The 20,143-nt window shown below is 39.2% G+C and carries 14 protein-coding genes; 6 read left to right on the top strand and 8 right to left on the bottom strand.

What is annotated here, in order from left to right; all coding sequences use genetic code 11:
• Positions 1–5: 5 nt before the first annotated feature.
• The gene (locus ADS77_RS10880; protein ID WP_054205222.1) at positions 6–293 is read right to left on the bottom strand and encodes an MliC family protein; all 288 of its coding nucleotides are present in this window, start codon (positions 291–293) and stop codon (positions 6–8) included.
• A gap of 118 nt (positions 294–411) precedes the next feature.
• Between ADS77_RS10880 and ADS77_RS10875 the strand changes: the two genes are divergently transcribed.
• Both ADS77_RS10875 and ADS77_RS10870 read left to right on the top strand, forming a co-directional pair.
• Positions 412–1,332, top strand: a complete 921-nt coding sequence (locus ADS77_RS10875; protein WP_054205221.1) for a DUF808 domain-containing protein — start codon at positions 412–414, stop codon at positions 1,330–1,332.
• Between the two features lie 469 nt (positions 1,333–1,801).
• Positions 1,802–3,760 (top strand): alpha/beta hydrolase family protein, encoded by a 1,959-nt coding sequence (locus ADS77_RS10870; RefSeq protein ID WP_054454403.1) that lies wholly within the window; start codon positions 1,802–1,804, stop codon positions 3,758–3,760.
• A gap of 48 nt (positions 3,761–3,808) precedes the next feature.
• On the opposite strand, the gene ADS77_RS10865 is transcribed toward ADS77_RS10870, so the two are convergent.
• From ADS77_RS10865 to ADS77_RS10855, 3 genes are all read right to left on the bottom strand, one after another.
• Positions 3,809–4,750 carry a tetratricopeptide repeat protein gene (locus ADS77_RS10865; RefSeq protein WP_054454401.1) on the bottom strand — a complete coding sequence of 314 codons (942 nt, stop codon included), beginning with the start codon at positions 4,748–4,750 and terminating at the stop codon, positions 3,809–3,811.
• Between the two features lie 84 nt (positions 4,751–4,834).
• Positions 4,835–6,232, bottom strand: coding sequence for a M20/M25/M40 family metallo-hydrolase (locus tag ADS77_RS10860; RefSeq protein WP_054205218.1), 1,398 nt, complete (start codon positions 6,230–6,232; stop codon positions 4,835–4,837).
• Between the two features lie 129 nt (positions 6,233–6,361).
• Complete coding sequence (locus ADS77_RS10855; protein WP_054454399.1) at positions 6,362–8,440, bottom strand: TonB-dependent siderophore receptor; 2,079 nt, start codon at positions 8,438–8,440, stop codon at positions 6,362–6,364.
• 190 nt (positions 8,441–8,630) lie between these two features.
• Here ADS77_RS10855 and dbpA point away from each other — a divergent pair, with 190 nt between their 5' ends.
• Entirely contained in the window at positions 8,631–10,019 is a 1,389-nt protein-coding gene (gene dbpA, locus ADS77_RS10850; protein ID WP_054205216.1) for an ATP-dependent RNA helicase DbpA, read from the top strand.
• A 3-nt stretch (positions 10,020–10,022) separates the two neighbouring features.
• On the opposite strand, the gene ADS77_RS10845 is transcribed toward dbpA, so the two are convergent.
• Complete coding sequence (locus tag ADS77_RS10845; RefSeq protein ID WP_054454397.1) at positions 10,023–10,619, bottom strand: DNA-J related domain-containing protein; 597 nt, start codon at positions 10,617–10,619, stop codon at positions 10,023–10,025.
• A gap of 79 nt (positions 10,620–10,698) precedes the next feature.
• Between ADS77_RS10845 and ADS77_RS10840 the strand changes: the two genes are divergently transcribed.
• Positions 10,699–13,521 carry an ATP-binding protein gene (locus ADS77_RS10840; RefSeq protein ID WP_054454396.1) on the top strand — a complete coding sequence of 941 codons (2,823 nt, stop codon included), beginning with the start codon at positions 10,699–10,701 and terminating at the stop codon, positions 13,519–13,521.
• On the opposite strand, the gene ADS77_RS10835 is transcribed toward ADS77_RS10840, so the two are convergent.
• The 3 genes from ADS77_RS10835 to trxA form a co-directional block, all read right to left on the bottom strand.
• Complete coding sequence (locus ADS77_RS10835; protein ID WP_054205213.1) at positions 13,518–14,777, bottom strand: methyl-accepting chemotaxis protein; 1,260 nt, start codon at positions 14,775–14,777, stop codon at positions 13,518–13,520. The genes ADS77_RS10840 and ADS77_RS10835 overlap by 4 nt on opposite strands.
• Before the next feature lie 353 nt (positions 14,778–15,130).
• The gene (gene rho / locus ADS77_RS10830) at positions 15,131–16,390 is read right to left on the bottom strand and encodes a transcription termination factor Rho (RefSeq protein WP_054205212.1); all 1,260 of its coding nucleotides are present in this window, start codon (positions 16,388–16,390) and stop codon (positions 15,131–15,133) included.
• Between the two features lie 179 nt (positions 16,391–16,569).
• The gene (gene trxA, locus ADS77_RS10825; RefSeq protein ID WP_054205211.1) at positions 16,570–16,896 is read right to left on the bottom strand and encodes a thioredoxin TrxA; all 327 of its coding nucleotides are present in this window, start codon (positions 16,894–16,896) and stop codon (positions 16,570–16,572) included.
• A 91-nt stretch (positions 16,897–16,987) separates the two neighbouring features.
• On the opposite strand from trxA, the gene rhlB reads away from it, so the two are divergent.
• Together rhlB and gppA are read left to right on the top strand one after the other, a co-directional pair.
• Positions 16,988–18,265 (top strand): ATP-dependent RNA helicase RhlB, encoded by a 1,278-nt coding sequence (gene rhlB / locus ADS77_RS10820; RefSeq protein ID WP_054205210.1) that lies wholly within the window; start codon positions 16,988–16,990, stop codon positions 18,263–18,265.
• Positions 18,266–18,312: 47 nt separating this feature from the next.
• Positions 18,313–19,806, top strand: coding sequence for a guanosine-5'-triphosphate,3'-diphosphate diphosphatase (gene gppA, locus ADS77_RS10815; protein ID WP_054454394.1), 1,494 nt, complete (start codon positions 18,313–18,315; stop codon positions 19,804–19,806).
• Positions 19,807–20,143: the final 337 nt, after the last annotated feature.

Genomic DNA, 20,143 nt, shown 5'->3' with positions numbered 1-20,143 from the left:
TTGAGTTATTGTAAATTGCAGTGGTATTTATTGCCATCGATAATCAGCATAGCCTCTTTGCCTTTAGTCCAAAATAGCACGTTTTCGTTGGTGTATTTTACGCCTGATGCACTGCGTTGCCTTATTAGTTGATATTGGTGTTTATTGTAATCAAGCGTTGCAGACTCTTCATCTTGGTTGGTTATGGTTGCGTTGAGTTTGCTATCACATGTAAATGTATCAATATTCTCCTGCTGTGTGCAGGCGCTGAGTGTGATTAATAAGCTCGTAGTCAATAGTAGTGCTTTATACATAAAAGGTATCCTTGAGTTATGGTATTTGCACAGCATAGCAAACGAAAATTAACCGTTGGTGAAAGTGTCGCTTTACGCTATGTTAAAATCAAATAATTTTAAAATTTAAGGAACAAGGATGGCAGGCACAAACCTTTTAACATTGCTTGATGATATAACTGCGCTATTGGATGATATAGCTACTATGAGCAAGGTTGCGACTAAAAAAACGGCGGGTGTGCTCGGTGATGATCTAGCCTTAAACGCACAGCAAGTGACAGGGGTAAGTGCAGATCGAGAATTACCCGTTGTATGGGCTGTTGCTAAAGGCTCATTTTTAAATAAAACCATGTTAGTTCCTGCGGCATTGTTGATCAGTGTGTGGCTGCCGTGGTTGATAACGCCTTTATTAATGATTGGTGGTCTTTTTTTATGTTTTGAAGGTGCTGAAAAGTTAGTGGAGAAAGCTTTTCCTGCGGCTAAATCTAATGATCATAATGAGGCGGCAGATATTGATTTAGTTGAATATGAAAAACAAAAGATAAAAGGGGCAATCCGGACAGATTTTATTTTATCAGCAGAAATAATAGTAATTACTCTTGGGACTGTTGCGGGAGCGAGTTTACTTAATCAGGCACTTGTACTAAGTGTAATTGCCGTACTGATGACGATAGGTGTATATGGTCTCGTTGCTGGGATAGTAAAACTGGATGATGCCGGATTATATTTGCTTAAACAAGCCCAGCAAACAGGTAATCGCTTTAAAGAAATATTAGGTAAGGGTTTACTAGCGGCTGCCCCACGTTTAATGCAGTTTTTGGCTTTTGCAGGCACTGTGGCTATGTTTTTGGTGGGGGGCGGTATTTTAGTGCACGGTATTAGTATACTTCATCATTGGCAACTAACTGTTACTGATTATGGTTTATCGCATTTAGGAAGTGTTGGAGAGGTAATTGCGCCGCTTTTGTTTGATGGTACTTTAGGTTTGTTGGCTGGTGCGATGATTGTGCTAATACATCATATTATGGTGAGGTTTATAGCAAAAAAGCCGACAACTTAACTTTGTTGGCAAAGTGTTAGAGTATTATTAAATTGATTGGTGGTACTTAATGTTTATGTGTAGAGTTCGCTTGATTACCTAACGATGTATTTTATTTAGCACGAAATCAAGGGTAAGTATCGTTTCGTTTATCTGCTCATGGGTATCAATACTTAACACTGTTAGTAAGTTTTTCAGTAACTAGAAATGGATCGATCACTCGTCAATTATCTTCAGTGTTAAGCTGTGATGGCCAATTAATTTTGTAGTGATTCTAATTGGCATTTTTAATCCATTATAGGTTTGAGTTTCTGGTCATGTTGATTGCTCTTCTGTTTGGCTTAGTTTACGTTATAAACCTCTGCAGTTTTATTCGACTATTACGACATACTAATGCTGGTAGTAAATAAATCGTTTCTAAGAGGGGTTTTGTGTTGGTATGATAGGTAATGTTGTGTTTTTTTAATAATAATATCAAAAAGGAATTGCCGTGAAAAAGTGGCTGTTAGTATTAATTTTTTTTATAGCACAGTTTAGTGTTAGTAGTTATGCAAGTACAAAGTCGCTTTCTATAGAAAGCTTCAGTAAAAGCAGTGAATATAGTCAAGTTAAGCTTTCACCTGATGGTCGTTATATATCTGTTATTAGTAAGCCTGAGGGAAAGAGTATATTAGTTATCCTCAACGCTAAAAACTTTCAGGTTAGCCATGCCGTGAGATTTCCAGATAATGCACAAGTGGGTGCTTATAGCTGGGTTAGCGATGAGCGAATAGTGCTTCAAAAAGAATATTTAAAAGGATGGCAAGATCATCCTCAGTATCATGGTGAATTATTTGCTGTAAATGCTGATGGTTCCCGAGGGAAGTACCTAGTTGGCTATCAAGGGGAGATGCAAACAGGCTCTCGTTTGAAAAAGGCGACGCCTCTTTACGGTACTTCTTACTTGTTAGACCCATTAGTTTTTGATGAACGTAAAATGTTAATAGTGACTTATCCGTGGTCTTCTAGTAGTGAGCCGTTTACTGTGGTTTATGAGGTTGATTTGTTTTCTGGTCACCGTCGAAAGGTAGCACGTTCACCTTCTCGAATGGCACAATTTTTAACAGATCATAAAGGTAATGTGCGTATAGCCGTCTCAACGGATGATTATATAAGTTCAACAATTTATACTCGCGCAAAGTCTGGGGGAGAATGGCAAGAACTTGATTTAGGTAGTTTGGTTTACGGTGATGTGCAGCTACACGCTTTTGATAGCACGGGCAGTTCAATTTATGTAACCGCGTCAGTGAGTGGTGAGGCTGCTGGTTTGTACAAGCTCAACTTAAAAACCAAAGCAATGGAATTGATTCATAAAGAAGAAGGTGTATCGCCAAAGAAGATCTGGGTGGATGAAACATCAAAAGAGCTATTCGCCATTGAAAGTGAGTTAAATTATCCAACGTATGCTTTTATTGATAGTGAGTCAAAGAAGAGTGTGCACTTAAAGTCATTACTTGCAGCGTTGGAGGGGAATCAAGTGCAACTTGTTAGTAGCACTGAAGATGGCAATACCAATATCATTATTGCATCAAGTGACCGAAATCCTGGTGACTATTATATGTTTAATGCACAAGCTAACAAGCTACGTTATTTATTTTCAGCACGTAGTTGGCTAAAGCCTGAATTAATGGCTGAAACAAGACCAATTAGCTACACCAGCCGCGACGGTTTAACTATTCATGGCTATTTAACACTCCCTAACAATACGACAGAGAAAAACTTGCCTCTGGTTGTTATGCCTCATGGTGGCCCTCATGGTCCGCGCGATTGGTGGGGGTTTGATCCCGATGCACAGCTGTTAGCCAATCGCGGTATGGCGGTATTAAAAGTGAATTTTAGAGGTTCGGGTGGTTTTGGTCGTAACTTTGAGCATGCAGGGCATAGAAAGTGGGGAGCTGAGATCCAGTACGATATTATTGATGGCGTAAAACACCTAATTGAGCAGGGAACTGTTGATAAAAATAACATGTGTATTATGGGGGCCAGTTTTGGTGGTTACTCAGCCTTGCAAAGTGCGATTATAGAGCCTGATATGTTTAAGTGTGCTATCGGTGTTGTTGGTGTTTACGATTTACCACTGATGTTTGATGAAGGCGATGTGGCAGAGCGTGAGAGTGGTCAGCGTTACCTTAAAAATGTACTTGGCACTGATGAAGCCCAACTAAAGGCCTTCTCCCCAAGCTACAATATCGATAAGTTAAAAGCACCTGTGTTAATTGTACATGGTGGGGAAGATGAGCGAGCACCTATTGAACAAGCTGAATCACTTGTGGCCGCGCTTAAAAAAGCGAATCATCCTTATGTTTACGAGTTATTAGAAGATGAAGGGCATGGGTTTTACAAGCCAGAGCATCGCACTCGTTATTATAAGCAGGTGTTGGCATTTTTAGACCAGCATTTAACCTTGTAAAAATATGATCTTTATAATTAAAATGGCAAGCTTATAGCTTGCCATTTTTTATTTGCAGCTATTCTCTTGGCATAGCTCTTTGAGTTGCACTTTTGCTTTATGGTTATTTTGTTGTGCGGCTTGCTGATACCAATAGATAGCTTGAGTTATATCTTTTGTTACACCTTCACCATCACGATACATTTGCGCAGTATTAAGTTGTCCCCACTGAGAACCTTCCTTACTGGCGAGCAAAAAGCTTTCAAATGCATCTTCAAATAAGCCATCTTTATAATATACGATCCCTTGCTGATTATTCTTATTGAGCTTTACACCTTCATATAAGGGTTTTGGTGTCGGTGGAAACATAACAAACCCACCATATAAACTGTATGCGTATGGGCGAAGTACATTATAAATAGCACCGTCATCGTATAAGCGCTTTACTTCCTTGCGGGGTAAGGTCAGTGTCTTTGATGAAAAGTAATCTTTTTGCACTAATAAGCTAGTGCGCATTGCCATTGTGATTGCTCTATCGCGTTTGTAACGATAATTGCTGATTTGAAAGGTAATAAACTTTTCATCGAACTCGAGTACTTGTGCCACTTTCAAATTTTCTGGACGTAATGGTTCATGCGAAAACTTGTCAGCTTTTACTAAATAGGTATCAAATGCTTGAGGTGAATCTAGAATCATTTTCTTTGTTGTGAGTTCCTCAAGATGTTGTGCGTAAAAATATATACATAAACATATCAGTAAGAGTGAGCCTGCAAAATACTTTACTAATGACAGTTGCTCTAACAATGGCAATTTGATGATTGACACAGGTGCGCTGTGGTGGCAATTAGCACATTGGTATTTATATCGCCATGCCAGTGGCAGGATAGGTAGGATAGTAAAACGTAAAAAGCGACTATGGTTTTTTAATTGATAGTCATTGCTGTTGCACTGTGGGCAGGTTTTTGTTTTGCTGAAGAATGACAGTGAGTTGCTGGTATTAAAAAGTAGCATGTAGTCCTTGGTCCCTTCCTTGTTTTACATAAGTTAAAACAAGGAAGGTGAGAAGCAAAGCTGCAAACTGTAAGAAAATATGTATTATTTTGCAGGTTTTGGTTTGATTGTTGTTCTAGCATCAGCAGCCATAAAAGCAAACACAGCATAAGCGGCCGTATTTTGCTTCAGTTTTTCAGGGTCTACTTTATCAAGTGTGTCATCAGCCGTGTGGTGGTAATCAAAATAATCGGTACCATCTTGGTGTAAATCAAAAATAGGTGCGCTGGTGGCATTTTTCAATGGAATTAAGTCAGGTCCACCGTTAGCGGTATTTTTTGCAATGTATTGAACATTGAGTGGGGCAAGTTGTTTAGCAATAGCACGCACCACTGGGAGTGACTGCGCAGATACATTTGACTCAAAGCCATATACTACATCAGCCCCAAAATCAGATTCAGCTGCGGCAACAATATTATCAAGCTCTTTAGCATGTTGCTTAAAGTAGGCTTTAGCACCCCATAACCCCAGTTCTTCGGCGGCAAATAATACCACGCGGATACTACGCTTAGGACGCTTTATTTCGCTAATATGTTTTGCTGCTGCCATTGTTAATGCAACACCTGCACCATCATCGAGCGCACCAGTGCCTAAATCCCACGAATCTAGATGACCGCCAATAAGTACATATTGTTCAGGGTTTTGGGTACCATTGAATTGGCCTATCACATTAAAGCCAGTACCTTGACCACGATCTTCATTTTGCACATTGATATTTACAGTAACGTTTTTGCCCAGCGCAATGAGGCGAGCAATTTGGTCGGCATCAGGGTTGGCAATTGTTACGTTAGGGATTTTTGTTACACCGTCTTTATAGTGGCTACCACCAGTATGTGCAAAACGGTGATGTGCAGTACTGACTGAGCGCATCATATAACCAATTGCACCTTTTTTAGCGGCTTCAACAGAGCCAGTTGAGCGTGCACGAACGGCAGGGCCATAACCATTACCATCAATGTCGCGGTTCATACGGTAGTTAATATAAGCAATTTTACCCTTCAAGCTATTTGCTGGGGCTGCGATCAACTCATCAAGGGTTTCAAATAATATAACTTCAGCAGTAATACCGTCTTTTGGTGTGCTCACACTATGACCAAGTGCGGTTAAATGTAGTGTTTGTTCACTCGGGGTAAGAATTTTACCGCTTTCACTGAAGCGGCGCCATTCAGGGAACGTGGCTTCTTCTAGCCATACTTTATCAAAACCCAGCGCTTGAAATTTCTCTTGTGCCCATGCAACGGCTTTTTTATCATTTTCTGTACCAGGAAGACGTGGGCCTATCTCAGTAGTAAGAGATTCCAGTAATTGATAGCTTAAGTCACTGTTGCTAGCATTTGTTCTGAGCTCTGCTACTTGCTTAAGTTGTTGAGCTGTAAACTCAGGCTCTGCTGCACTTACCAAAAAGCTGCTAGCAAGCAGAACCCCTGTGATGATTTTTTTCATTATTGACCTTGGCTTGTTAGATATTTACCGACTATTTAACCATTAAATGACCGACTTAAAAAATATAATAAGATAAAAAGTAAAAAGCCCGCAGTTTAACGTGCGGGCTTTTTAAAATTACTAACTAATTTAGAAATTAAACTGCGCTGCTAAACGTAAGCTAGTGCCTTCGCCGACCGTTACATTGTTTGTACCACCACCGCCAAGGTAGTTGGTATCAAATAAGTTTTCAACGTTAAGGCGTAAGTTAATATCGGTGTTACTCATAACAAATTTATAAGTTGCACCCACATCTACACGCGTATAAGCGTCTTTGGTAATTGTATTTTTACTATCAGCAAAGCGATCCCCTTCATAAAAAGCACCAGCATTGAACGCAATCGCATCGTTTAATTCGTAGCGAGTCCAAAGTGATGCAGACCATTTTGGTGCATCTGCAGGGCGTTTACCTTGTAATTTAGCATCGCGCTCGTAATTTGCATCTAAATACATGGTTGATGCCATCACAAATAGGCGATCAGTTACCGCCCTTTGTGCTGCAAGTTCAAAGCCTTTATGACGTTGTTCACCAATTTGAGTGGTAATAGTTGTAATATCGCCAATAGCGACAGGTAAATCTTCAGTAACGAGCGTGCCTGTTTTGCTAATGTCGAAAAGTGCACTGCTAAGCATTAAGCGATCATCAAACAATTGCCATTTAATGCCTACTTCTCTTTGCTCAGAGGTAACCGCATCAATCTTCATACCATCATTAATATCATTTTGATTATTAATAGTTTCGTTTTGAGGTTCAAATCCTTCAGAGTAACTAGTATATATCGTCGCTGATTCATTGGGGTGATATAGCACGCCGAATTTAGGTAAGAAAGATTCGTTATTTCTACCTTTCCTCGTTTGTTTATCGTAACGACCACCAAGTGAAACTTGCCACTGTGGTGAGAAAGTAATTAAATCTTGTATATAAATACCGTAGTAATCGTATTCAGTTTCGCTTGTTCTATCTGGTGTTTTATAGCTTATATCAGGTCGAGCAGGCTCATTTTGACCAGCAGTGAAGTTAAAAGAGTCTGCAGAGGTAAGTAATTGGCGGTAAAAGTAGTCAAGTGAATTAGCACCAATTAAAAACTGATGTTCAATGCCCGCAGTTTCAAATTCACCGATAAAATCAACGAATGCGGTGGTAAACTGCCAATCATCATAGCGATCGTACGGGTTTGATTTATAACTGTTTGTTGCCTCATTAAAACTACTTTTACTTGGTGAAGATTCAAAACGTTGGCGTTCAAACGTCTGTTCGTTATAACCAAGATTTACTTGCCAGTTGTCAGATAAAAACACATTAAAATCAATGCCTAGGTTTTCAACTGTAATATCAGTAAATGCCCAAAACATATCGCGAATTGTTTTATCATCACCAATTACATTGGTATTTTCATCAATCCATGCGCCTGTATCTAGGCCTGCTTTATCATCTGTACGATCATAATGTACACGTACTAATGCATTATCACTGATATCGTAATCAACCACGAAAGCACCTAAAAAACGGTCGCGTTCGCGGTTTTCGCCATTTTGGTATTCACGCCAGTACTGCACATCTTGTTTTACTAAAATACCACGGGCGCGTAAATCTTCAGCATCAGTGAGCGCACCTGCGGCATCGACCATAAAACGTGTAGAACCATGCTGGTCGACATCGCCACCTACATTAAAAATTGTTTGTGCAGTTGGCTTTTTTGTCACCATATTAACCAAGCCGCCAGGACCTGATTGACCATATAAAATACTTGATGGTCCTTTAATAACTTCTACTTGCTGTAAAATCTCAATCGGCTGTTGATAGTGAGACCAATGCTGATGACCATCACGTAAGTAACCTGTTGATGAACTTAACCCAAAGCCACGTAAATTAAATACTTCGCGGTTACGTTGTTGTGAGCCAGCGGTTAGGCTGGCATCGTTTGTTAATACTTCGCCCAGTGTTGTGGCTAATTGTTCATTCACAATTGTGTCAGTGATGACGGTGACTGATTGTGCGGTTTCAAGCAATGAAGCTGATGTGCGCATAGCGCCTTTTGCATGGTCTACTTTATAGTCATTGAAGTAAGTACCTTTAACTTCAATTTTTTCTATGTTTTCATTCGTAGTTGAGGCGTGTGCAGCGGTTACAGAGGTAAGCAGTGCAAGATAAAGCGGGCTAAGTTTCATTAAATGGTTCCGGCTGAGTGAGGTAAAAAGCGATGCGGTTCTTAATGAAAATAGATTTTATTTACAATACCTTTATTGATTAATTTATAATAAAGGCCTTAATGGTTGCTATGGCTGATTTCTGCTATCATTAGCGCAACTAGAGGCAGGGCTATTCCTTGCTAATTTATTTTTTGTTTCGGGATTTATTGTGACTGCTACTGCTTTTTCATCACTCGCTTTACCATCAGGTTTGGTTGATAACTTATCTACTTTAGGTTACGCCCACATGACTGCTGTACAAGCTCAAAGTCTTCCTCCAGTACTTGAAGGTAAAGATATTATTGCACAAGCTAAAACGGGGTCAGGTAAAACTGCGGCGTTTAGTTTGGGTGTATTGGCCAAGCTTAATGTTAAGCGCTTTCGTATTCAATCTTTGGTGCTTTGCCCAACGCGTGAATTAGCGGAGCAAGTTGCTGTTGAAATGCGTAAATTAGCACGCGGCATTCATAACATTAAAATACTCACCTTATGTGGTGGTGTATCGATTGGACCGCAAATAGGCTCGCTTGAACACGGCGCGCATATTATTGTTGGTACGCCAGGGCGTGTTGATGATCATATCCGCAAAGGTACGTTACGTTTAGACGACGTAGAAACTTTAGTGCTTGATGAAGCAGATCAAATGCTTGATATGGGCTTTCAAGATACGTTAGATGCAATTATCGAGCGTATACCAAAACAACGTCAAACATTACTATTTAGTGCTACTTTCCCGCGCGCTATTGAAGCAATCGCTAAACGGGTGTTAAGTAACCCTGTAATGGTGAAAGTTGAAGAAGAGCAAGAAAAAAGCACTATCAAACAGTACTTCTATAAAATGGATAATAACAAACAACGTTTTAATACATTAAAATTGTTGTTGTTAAAGTTTCAGCCAGAAAGCTGTGTGGTGTTTTGTAATACCAAAGTTGAAACTCAACAAGTATGTGACGATCTAGCTGATGAAGGGTTTAGTGCAGTTTCATTGCATGGTGATTTAGAGCAGCGAGATCGAGAGCGTACACTTATCCATTTTTCGAATAAAAGCGCGTCAATATTAGTGGCTACAGACGTTGCAGCGCGTGGTTTGGATATTGACGACATGGATATGGTAATTAACTATCACCTTGCTCATGACCCACAAACGCATGTACATCGTATTGGTCGTACTGGCCGTGCGGGTAAAAAAGGTATTGCGTGTTCTATTTACGGTGATGCAGAGCAGTTTAAAGTGGCGCAAATTGGTGACCACTATGAATGCGACTTTTTACCAGAGCAATTACCACCATTTAGCTTACTAGAAAAACCGCCTTACAAGCCTGAAATGGTGACACTGATGATTGATTCAGGTAAAAAGCAGAAGGTCCGTGCAGGTGATATTTTAGGAGCACTAACAGGTAAAGATGGTGTTGCAGGGCGTCAAGTTGGTAAAATTAATGTACTTGATAACGTAGCATTTGTAGCCGTTGAGCGTAACTCTTCAAAACCTGCACTACGTAAATTGACCGAAGGTAATATTAAAGGCCGTAAAATTCGCGCTCGTCGCTTAACGCGTTAATAATTACCCGTTACATATTGTTGAGCAGCTACTCTTTAGCTGCTCGTATTCACTCTTCAATTGTTTAAATTTATCTGCATTGCCGTGTGTTTTATCCGGATGGTATTGTATTGCTAGCTGTCGCCAGCGTTTTTGCACATCTTTTATCTTACTTTGCGGTGGTAATTGCCAGCGTTTTAAAAGCAGTTCTCGGGTTGTTATATCTACTTTTAATGTCGAACCAGTCTTAGTTGTGAAGCTATGCCAAAAGCTATTTAATAACTTTTCTATTTCAACACTGGATGTCTCAAAATTATTCCAGTCAAGGTAGTAAATACGTAGCGGATCAGTTGCATCTAATGCTGAGTGATTAGATGGCGCAGTGATTAATTCAATATGTAAACTGGATATCAGTAATTGCTGCGTTGGCAATACTTGCTGTTGAAGCTGATACAAAGCGTTCATGATTAAAAAGTTACGTTTAAATAAGTCACGTTCAGGAAGAGAGTCTAAATTATTAATGACACCACGGTCTTTTAATTTCAATGCTAAAGTATGAACCATCCACACTTGCTTTGTTAAAATCAATTCAAAAATCTCATCAATCAGAGGGTTAAGCATTGTTTGCAATCTAGTAATTAGTGTATCTTTGACAAACTATCACAGCTTTCACGGCTACAAAAGTTTCAAGGATATAATTATGCCGAGCCAGTTGAAACGCTCATTGCTTATTGGCCTCATGGTCTACATCAGTGTTTTTGCAGTATCGAGTTTTGCAAAGCAACAAAGCAGTATGTTAGAGCAGTTTGATTTGGCTGAAAATTGGCCTCAAAAACAGTTGTTGGCTAGTGAGTTATTATCTTCAGTGCAGCTATCAGATAAACAAAAAAATGCTATTTATTCTGAAATGGCTAAAAATGCTTTTGAAATAAGCGATTACACTCAAGCGCTTCATTACTATAAATTATTGGAGCAAGGCAGCGATTTTAATGATTTACCTGAGTTGCATTTTAGAGCTGTAAAAATGCAGGGTGTGGTGCTGTATTACCAAGGTTTGATGCAACAAGCCGTTATTGATTATAGTCGAGCATTAAGTCTTGCCGTTCGTTTAAATAGCCCTTTAAAACAAGCTAATTTATTGAGTAATATAGGATTATCATATTTCGATATGTATAATATGGAACTAGCCCTTGATTACTATCAGCAAGCTAAAGTTATTTATGAGCAAGATGGCAGTGCACAAGATCAAGCCGACATTTTGCATAATATTGCAGGGGTTTATATTCGTTTATCTCGGTATGATTCAGCATTGGAAATATACCGCAAAGTACTAAGTGTATTTCAAGCGTTGGGCGATGAAGATGGTGTTGCTCAAGTGCACGGTAATATGGGCGTTGCATATGATGAGTCGGGTCAAAATCAACTAGCTCTGCATTACTACCAGTTGGCTTTACGTTATTACCAAAGTACCAATAATGCCTTTCAACTATCTACAAGACATAATAATTTAGCCAACATTAATTTAAAAATAAACGAACTGGATGCTGCATATTATCACTCAAATGCCGCACAAGGATATGCACGACAAATTGATAATAAACAGCTGTTATTAGCCGCTTTGCATGTGTTAGCAAAAATACAGTTGGTCAAAGGTGATATTGATGCTGCAAAGAAAAATTTAGAGCAATCAATAGCGCTGGCGAAACAATACAAAGATGAAATGCGCTTAAGAGATGGCTTAGGAATTGAAGCGTTGTTAAGTGCAAGCTTAGGTGATTTTGGACGAGCGATGCACTTACATGACAAATTTGTAGAGTATCAACGTAGTATGACAAGCGAGGAAATAATTAAAGCCCTAAATGTGTTTCAATCTCAATTTGAATCCAATAAATTGAATCAGGAGATTCAAGATCTGAAGCAAACTAGTCGATTACAAGAGTTAGAGATAGCAAAGCGCTCACAACTCACTATTTTGTTGGCGATAGTATTCGTACTGGTTTTGATCTGCAGTGTTGCTTTATATCGCCGTACAATTGAAAGAAAAGCTAAAGTACAACTAGAAGAGAAAGTTGAAAAGCGTACGCAAGAGTTACGATCTGTTGCTCAAAAATTACAGTCAGCAAATGAAGTGAAAAGCCAATTTTTAGCAAATATTAGCCATGAGATCCGCACTCCTCTAACAGCTATTTTGGGGCAAACTGATGATTTATTAAATGGTTTATATGACACGGAGCAATTAGGTACGGAGTTACTGGTAATTAAAAAGCACAGTGATCATCTCAAAGAGCTCATTAATGATGTGCTTGATCTCAGTAAGATAGAAGCAAATCGTTTAGAGCTGAGTGTTTGTGATTTTGATTTAGTGCAGTTGGTAATGGATGTGTATTCAATGTCTAGTTTGCAAGCGAGAAGCAAGGGTTTGACGCTTACATTGGATAATCAAATTGGTGAGCAGTACTGGGTTAAGCTAGATTTGATGCGAGTAAAGCAAATTTTAATCAACTTACTTAGTAATGCAGTTAAGTTTACTCAACAAGGCTCGGTTACATTACGCATCAATGAAACCGCTTTGGGCGTCCAGTTTGCAGTAATAGATACAGGTATCGGTATTCAGGCTGAGCAGTTAAAGATAGTTTTTGAGTGTTTCCAACAAGGGGATAACACAATCAGTCGACGCTTTGGTGGCTCGGGGCTTGGTTTAAGTTTATCACAACAGTTAGCTATGATGATGGGGGGTTATATCAATGCACAAAGTGAATACGGTAAAGGCAGTGAATTTATGCTTTATTTGCCATGTAAACAATATCTACCAGGCATACCAGTTTCATCATTACCAGTAACCACTACAGCGAAAACATTGGCTGGGAAGGTATTACTTGCTGAAGACCATCCGGATAACCGTCGCTTAATTACACGCTTCTTAAACACCTTAGGGCTAGATGTTATTGCTGTAAGCAATGGTGAAGAAGCTGTTGAACAATGCCTTAGTGAATTTCCCGACGTAGTTTTACTAGATATACAAATGCCAATAATGGATGGCTTAACAGCCTTCGATTTGCTAGAGAAGTGTGGTTTTAATAAACCGGTTTTTGCACTGACAGCCAATGCAATGAGCCATGAAATTGCAGATTATCTGGCCTTAGGTTTTTCGGGGTATTTAAGTAAACCCCTAGATAAAGAAGATTTTTACACTAAACTTAGCGAGCACTTAAGTGTGTTACCAGCTTCAAAAGAAATGGCTATCGATATCGATGTTAGTGATCTAATCAGAAGTTTTGTAGCCAGCTTTGATGATGAAGTAAATGCATTAAAAGATCACTATCAGCAAGGTGACCTGTCTGCTTTGCAACAAGATAGTCATCGGATCCTTGGTGCAGCACAAATGTTCGCATTAGATAGTGTCATTCAACCAGCATTATTATTGGATAAGGCATTGTTAAACAGTACCGAAGCCGAAAATAATACAGGGTTAACAGAATTAGTTGAGTCATTAATCCATGAGTTAGAGCAGTTTAAGGTTTAGAATAACTCTATATCATTTGTTGGTGCGGTCGTGTTTTGGTTGCTACTGGAGGTGTTTTCGTTGCGTCTAGCGCTATCATTACGTTGAGTGTTATCAATAATGCCCTCGCTAACATGAAATAACCCCAACTTTTCATGTAGGCTTTTTGCTAAATTTCGAAGATCTTCACTGGAAACCGATTGGATCAATGTGCTCGAAAGTGCATCCGAATTTAGCTCCACCATTGCTTCAATGTTTGACTGGGCTTCATCGGACATTATTTTTTGTTGAGCAACTTGATGGTTAATTTTTTCTGATAGTGCGTTGATGGCCAGCATAGCTTGTTCAATGGTATTAATCTCGTTACTTGTTGCATGCGATAGCTTAACGGTTTGTTGTGCTTCAGTTAGTGCATTGCGCATCAAAGTGTCAGCACGATCAGTGCTTTCTTGAATTTTCCCCACCATAGTACGAACCTCTTGTGTGGAATTACTTGTTCGTGCTGCTAAATTACGTACTTCATCAGCGACAACAGCGAAGCCTCGGCCTTGCTCGCCAGCACGGGCCGCTTCAATTGCAGCATTGAGAGCTAGTAGATTTGTTTGTTCTGCAATTGCATTTATTACTTCAATCACTGAGCCTATATTATCGCTGTCTTGTTTTAAGACTTTCATATGTTCACTTGTTTGCTCTATATTTGTAGCTAATTTTGATAAGCTTGCTTGGCTATTATCGCTATCAATACGCGTCTGTTGAACTGATTGAGTTGCAGAGGCGACAGAGGTGTAAATAAGTTCAACATCACCTTCTAGCTCTCTGGATATACGTATAGTGTGCTCTATAGTTGTGGCTAATTCTTCACCATGTGCATGTTGAATACTGGCTTTTTGGGTCATTGAAGCATAAGTATCTCGTAATGCATCTGCCATAGGGAGTAAGCGCGATGAAGTACAATATATCTCATGAAACATATGCTCTATGGTGGTTAAACTTGCATTGAGTGCAAAGCATGATTTTGGGGTGATATTAGGTTTTTCGTCAAAACGAAAAGTGAAATTTATATAATCACTGGTGATTAAATTTTCGACTAGGTTATCTAAGTGCGGAGTTGGTAACACAACATTTTTATAAATGAGTAAGGTCGTGCCATTACCTACCATTATTATAAATAATAAGCTCAAAAGTGCAGAGAGTTGTAGGTCAAAAAAGTAGCATATTAGACACGTACCAAGTATTAAAAAGCCAGTTAGAATTAAAATACTTTTAGTTATTGTCATCCGTTACACCTTAAGATCTTAATTTTGTCAGATAAAATAATGTATTTAATCGCCCCTAGGAAGAACTCTTTGGGCAGCGCATGTTTGGCATTTATACTGCATTATCGCCTATTTATGGGGAATAACCACACACCATAGGCGCTGCCCTGCCTAAATACCAAGCACACCGCTGCAAAATTAATCACGAAAGGTCAACACGCCCTAGCAGAGCAGCAATCATTTCATATGATTTTATTTTGCATACTAATTAAGTTATAGAGTAAAGCATAGAGTAAGACAAATAATCATTGGTAGGTTGGTAAATAAGAGAAAAAAAAGCCCGTTTTAAACGGGCTTTTTTAATATGAATAGTTTTACTGACGTCTCATTGAGTCAAAAAATTCATCATTGGTTTTGCTCATAGAAAGTTTATCAATTAAAAATTCCATAGCATCAATTTCAGACATTTCATGTACGATTTTACGTAAAATCCACATTTTTTGTAGTTCATCTGTCTTCGTCAGTAATTCTTCACGACGAGTACCTGAACGATTGAAGTCAATTGCAGGGAATACACGCTTTTCAGCAATCTTACGATTTAAGTGCAGTTCCATATTACCGGTACCTTTAAACTCTTCGTAGATAACTTCATCCATCTTAGAGCCGGTATCGATAAGGGCAGTTGCGATAATTGTTAAACTACCACCTTCTTCAACGTTACGTGCAGCGCCAAAGAAACGCTTTGGCTTGTGCAATGCGTTAGCATCAACACCACCGGTGAGTACCTTACCTGATGAAGGAATTACGGTGTTATAAGCACGCGCTAAACGAGTGATTGAATCTAGTAAGATGATGACATCTTTTTTATGTTCAACTAAACGTTTTGCTTTTTCAATTACCATTTCAGCAACTTGAACGTGACGGCTCGCAGGCTCATCGAACGTAGATGCAATTACTTCGCCTTTTACAAGACGCTGCATCTCAGTTACTTCTTCTGGACGCTCATCGATTAGTAATACCATCAACGTTGCATCAGGGTGATTATGGGTAATTGATTGCGCGATATTTTGCAGTAGCATTGTTTTACCCGCTTTTGGCGGTGCTACTAATAAACCACGTTGACCACGGCCGATAGGTGAGGCTAAATCAAGTACTCGAGCAGTAATATCTTCAGTACTACCATTACCACGCTCCATACGTAAACGTTCGTTAGCATGAAGTGGTGTTAGATTTTCAAAAAGAATTTTAGTGCGAGAATTTTCTGGTCTATCAAAATTTACTTCGTTTACTTTTAGTAGTGCAAAGTAACGTTCACCGTCTTTAGGTGGACGTATGAGACCCATTATAGAGTCACCAGTACGCATACTAAAACGACGAATTTGGCTAGGTGATATATAAATGTCATCAGGACCAGCAAGGTAAGAGGCTTCTGATGATCTTAAGAAACCAAAACCATCCTGTAAGATTTCTAGTACACCACCGCCAAAAATGTTCTCTCCACTTTTGGCGTGGGCTTTAAGGATAGCAAAGATTATATCTTGCTTTCTTAAGCGGGCTACGTTTTCGAGCCCCATGGACTCAGCTAAGTCTACAAGCTCTTTAATCGACTTGTCTTTTAATTCGCGTAAATGCATATTGGTGGGTTCTTTATTACAGTTATCATGCTCATATAATCGATATTAATTAATGAGAGAGGTTCGTTGGTAAACTAAGGATTAGTTGGCTTTATAAACTAGCAGCTCACTGGCGTAGCGTCCAGTCTTTATACAAAAAAAATCTAAAAAAGGGCATTTGCCCTTTTTTAGATTCAATATTAGATGTTATTTTCTAAAAACTCAATTAACTGAGTTTTAGATAATGCACCAACTTTAGTTGCTGCAACTTGGCCATCTTTAAAAAGTAATAATGTAGGGATACCACGAATACCGAACTTAGGTGGTGTGCCAGCATTCTGATCGATATTTAATTTACCGATAACAACACGGCCGTCAAATTCGTCAGCTACTTCATTAAGAATAGGGGCGATCATTTTACAAGGTCCGCACCATTCTGCCCAAAAATCAACCAGTACAGGTTTGTCTGATTGTAGTACGTCAGCTTCAAAGCCATCGTCAGTTAATTGAATTATTTTCTCGCTCATTGCGCTCTCCGATAAGTTAGGCGAATTTATTTAATGCGTATTTAAACACTCTTGTTTCTTATTGCAAGTTTAAACGTTATGCTTAAACGCTATGACTAAGACACATTTGACCGATAAAAAGTTTTCAGACTTTGCTATTGCACCGGAAGTGGTTGCCGGGTTAACCGAAAGTGGGTTTGAATATTGCACACCCATTCAAGCTAAATGCCTACCTTTTATTTGTGATGGCCGTGATATTGCGGGTCAAGCACAAACAGGTACAGGCAAAACGTTGGCGTTTTTAACAGCCACGTGCCATCGGTTATTACAATCTAGCAAAGCACCTAGTAAACATCCAAGAGCCCTGATCATGGCCCCAACTCGGGAGCTTGCGATTCAGATCCACAAAGATGCAAAAATTTTAGCGCCACACTGTAATCTTAACTTAGGTTTAGTATATGGTGGCGAAGATTACGAAAAACAACGTGCACAGTTAGAAAAAGGCGTTGATATTTTAATTGGCACCACAGGGCGCTTAATCGATTTATATAAACAAGGGTGTTATACCCTCAATGAAATCGAAGTAGTGGTACTTGATGAAGCCGATCGTATGTTTGATTTGGGCTTTATTAAAGATATTCGTTACATGTTTCGCCGTATGCCGGATACATCGCAACGCCTTAATTTATTGTTTTCTGCAACACTTTCATATCGTGTTCAAGAGCTGGCGTTTGAGCACATGACAAACCCAGAGCATGTACAAGTTGAGCCAGATGTAAAAACGGGCAAGCGAATCAGTGAAGAGTTATTTCAGCCATCTCAAGAAGACAAAGTTAAGCTGTTATTAACCTTGATTGAAGAAGAATGGCCTGAAAAAGCGATTGTTTTTGCTAATACCAAGCATAGTTGTGAAACAGTGTACGCATGGTTAAAAGAAGATGGACATCGTGTTGGTATGCTTACCGGTGATGTAAATCAGAAAAAGCGCCAATCAATTTTAGCGCAGTTCACTAAAGGTGATCTAGATTTTCTAGTAGCAACGGATGTTGCAGCACGAGGATTACATATCCCTGAAGTGAGTCATGTATTTAACTTTGACTTACCAGATGATTGTGAAGATTACGTACATCGTATTGGTCGTACTGGTCGTGCAGGCGCATCAGGTAAAGCGATTAGTTTTGCATGTGAACAATACGCGTACAACCTTCATGAAATTGAAGAATATATAGAACATAGCATTCCTTTATCGCATTACGATAAAAGTGCATTGCTTGATGATTTAACAAAACCTACTATTCAAAGAAAGCGTAACTATTCAACAGGTCCTCGTAATCGTAATAATAACAGCGGACGTAGACCTAATAATAATTACCAAAAAGCACGGTCGTAATTACGACCGTCATTATAGTCGTAGTAGTAACTAGAGGTTTTTGAACGGTGGGGCAACTTAAACCGCAAAAAAATGTTTACGCAGTAATTGATTTGGGATCAAATAGCTTTCATATGCTGATTGCTAAATCAATTGCTGGCGGCTTACAAACCATAGGCCGGGTTAAACGCAAAGTCAGATTAGCTGCTGGGCTTAATGACGATAATTTACTGAGCACGCAAGCAATGCAGCGAGGCTGGGAATGTCTTGCCTTATTTGCTGAGCGTCTACAGGATATCCCTAAAAAAAATATTACAATTGTTGCCACAGCTACTTTACGCTTAGCAACAAATGCTGATGTATTTAGAATTAAAGCAGAGCAAATTCTTGGCCATAAAATTAACGTTATCAGTGGTGAGTTAGAGGCGCGAACTATTTACAAAGGTGTCGCGCATACTTCTTCTTGTAGTGGTCGTCAGTTAGTGATCGATATTGGCGGTGCGAGCACTGAAGTTGTAATTGGTAAAGGTTTTGATGCACTGCATTATAAAAGCCTAAATATGGGTTGCGTTACCTACCTTGAACGCTACTTCAAAGATTGTCAGCTAAATGAAATCAATTTTAATGCAGCAATAAAAGCCGCGCGTCTCGTGATTGATGAAATAGCATCTGATTATAAGAGCGCTGGGTGGGAAATTGCCTCTGGGGCTTCTGGTACAGTGCAAGCGATCCAAGAAATTATGGTCGCGCAATCTTTAGATGAATTACTGAGTCTAGACAAACTCAATGCTATTAAAGAGCAATCAATTACCTATAAAACTATTGCCGCATTAGATTTGCCAGGCTTAAGTGAAGAACGCAGATTAGTCTTTGTTTCTGGGCTAGCAATTTTGATTGCTTTATTTGAGTCGCTTGAAATTGACAAAATGGGACTTGCCGGAGGAGCACTCCGAGAAGGCGTCTTGTATAGCATGATCCCTGAGTTTCATAACCATAACATTCGTAAGCGTACTATTGATGGTTTAATGGCGCGTTATCATGTAGACCAAAAACAAGCTAATCGTGTAGCAGATCTTTCCAGCCAGCTAGCGCTTCAAGTTAGTGAGCAATGGACACTACTAGATACAAGCGGATTGCCTTTGCTCAAAGCGATTGCACAATTACATGAAATTGGATTATTAATAGAGTACAAGCAATATCAGCAACACACCGCTTATATTCTTGAAAATACTGAGATGCCAGGGTTCTCACAATCAGAACATAAGATAATAGTGGCGACTGCAAATGCACATCGTTCGGATCTGCAAAAAAATGGTTTTGATTATTTAGGTTGTCATGCCCAGTTAACTCAATACGTAACACGTTTAATAAGAATTGCAGTGATTCTATCAATGCGTCGTCAAGATGATGTGCTACCAAAACTTACCTTAATTGCTAATAATGAGGCTTTAACACTATCATTTGAAAATGATTGGTTAAAAGCACACCCTTTAATGGCAAGTGAGCTTCAACAAGAGTCTAAACAGCAAGAAAAGGCAGGTTGGAAGTTTATAGTTAAGTAGATAAAAGGGCTATAAAGCCCTTTTATAGTATTAAAAACCGCCTTTCTGTACTAATTTCACTCGAACAACCAATTAAATCAAAAAAGTTCAAAAAAAGTGTTGATCTGTTTTTGGATCTCCCTATAATGCGACCCCACTGAGACGGGAAACGCCAACGCATAGCGAGGCACGGACTTATCAGAGAGTTAAATAAAACTTCGGTTTTAAATATTCCAAAAGAAAATTTAAAACAAAGTGTTGACTCGAAAAATAAAGGGTGTATTATTCGCATCCCTTGAGTCGCTAAAGCGAATCAAAACGTTCTTTAACAATATAAAGCAATCATCTGTGTGGGCAC

Origin of the sequence: Pseudoalteromonas porphyrae (assembly GCF_001298125.1) — a bacterium.
GTDB lineage: Bacteria > Pseudomonadota > Gammaproteobacteria > Enterobacterales > Alteromonadaceae > Pseudoalteromonas > Pseudoalteromonas neustonica.
The sequence above is the reverse complement of the archived record's forward strand: the minus strand, read 5'-3'. Positions and strand labels throughout refer to the sequence as shown.

Coding starts and splice junctions, on each gene's coding strand:
- ADS77_RS10855 (WP_054454399.1), bottom strand. CDS start 8,440: ATGAAACTTAGCCCGCTTTATCTTGCACTGCTTACCTCTGTAACCGCT.
- ADS77_RS10875 (WP_054205221.1), top strand. CDS start 412: ATGGCAGGCACAAACCTTTTAACATTGCTTGATGATATAACTGCGCTA.
- ADS77_RS10835 (WP_054205213.1), bottom strand. CDS start 14,777: ATGACAATAACTAAAAGTATTTTAATTCTAACTGGCTTTTTAATACTT.
- ADS77_RS10845 (WP_054454397.1), bottom strand. CDS start 10,619: ATGCTTAACCCTCTGATTGATGAGATTTTTGAATTGATTTTAACAAAG.
- ADS77_RS10880 (WP_054205222.1), bottom strand. CDS start 293: ATGTATAAAGCACTACTATTGACTACGAGCTTATTAATCACACTCAGC.
- ADS77_RS10860 (WP_054205218.1), bottom strand. CDS start 6,232: ATGAAAAAAATCATCACAGGGGTTCTGCTTGCTAGCAGCTTTTTGGTA.
- rho (WP_054205212.1), bottom strand. CDS start 16,390: ATGCATTTACGCGAATTAAAAGACAAGTCGATTAAAGAGCTTGTAGAC.
- trxA (WP_054205211.1), bottom strand. CDS start 16,896: ATGAGCGAGAAAATAATTCAATTAACTGACGATGGCTTTGAAGCTGAC.
- rhlB (WP_054205210.1), top strand. CDS start 16,988: ATGACTAAGACACATTTGACCGATAAAAAGTTTTCAGACTTTGCTATT.
- ADS77_RS10840 (WP_054454396.1), top strand. CDS start 10,699: ATGCCGAGCCAGTTGAAACGCTCATTGCTTATTGGCCTCATGGTCTAC.
- ADS77_RS10865 (WP_054454401.1), bottom strand. CDS start 4,750: ATGCTACTTTTTAATACCAGCAACTCACTGTCATTCTTCAGCAAAACA.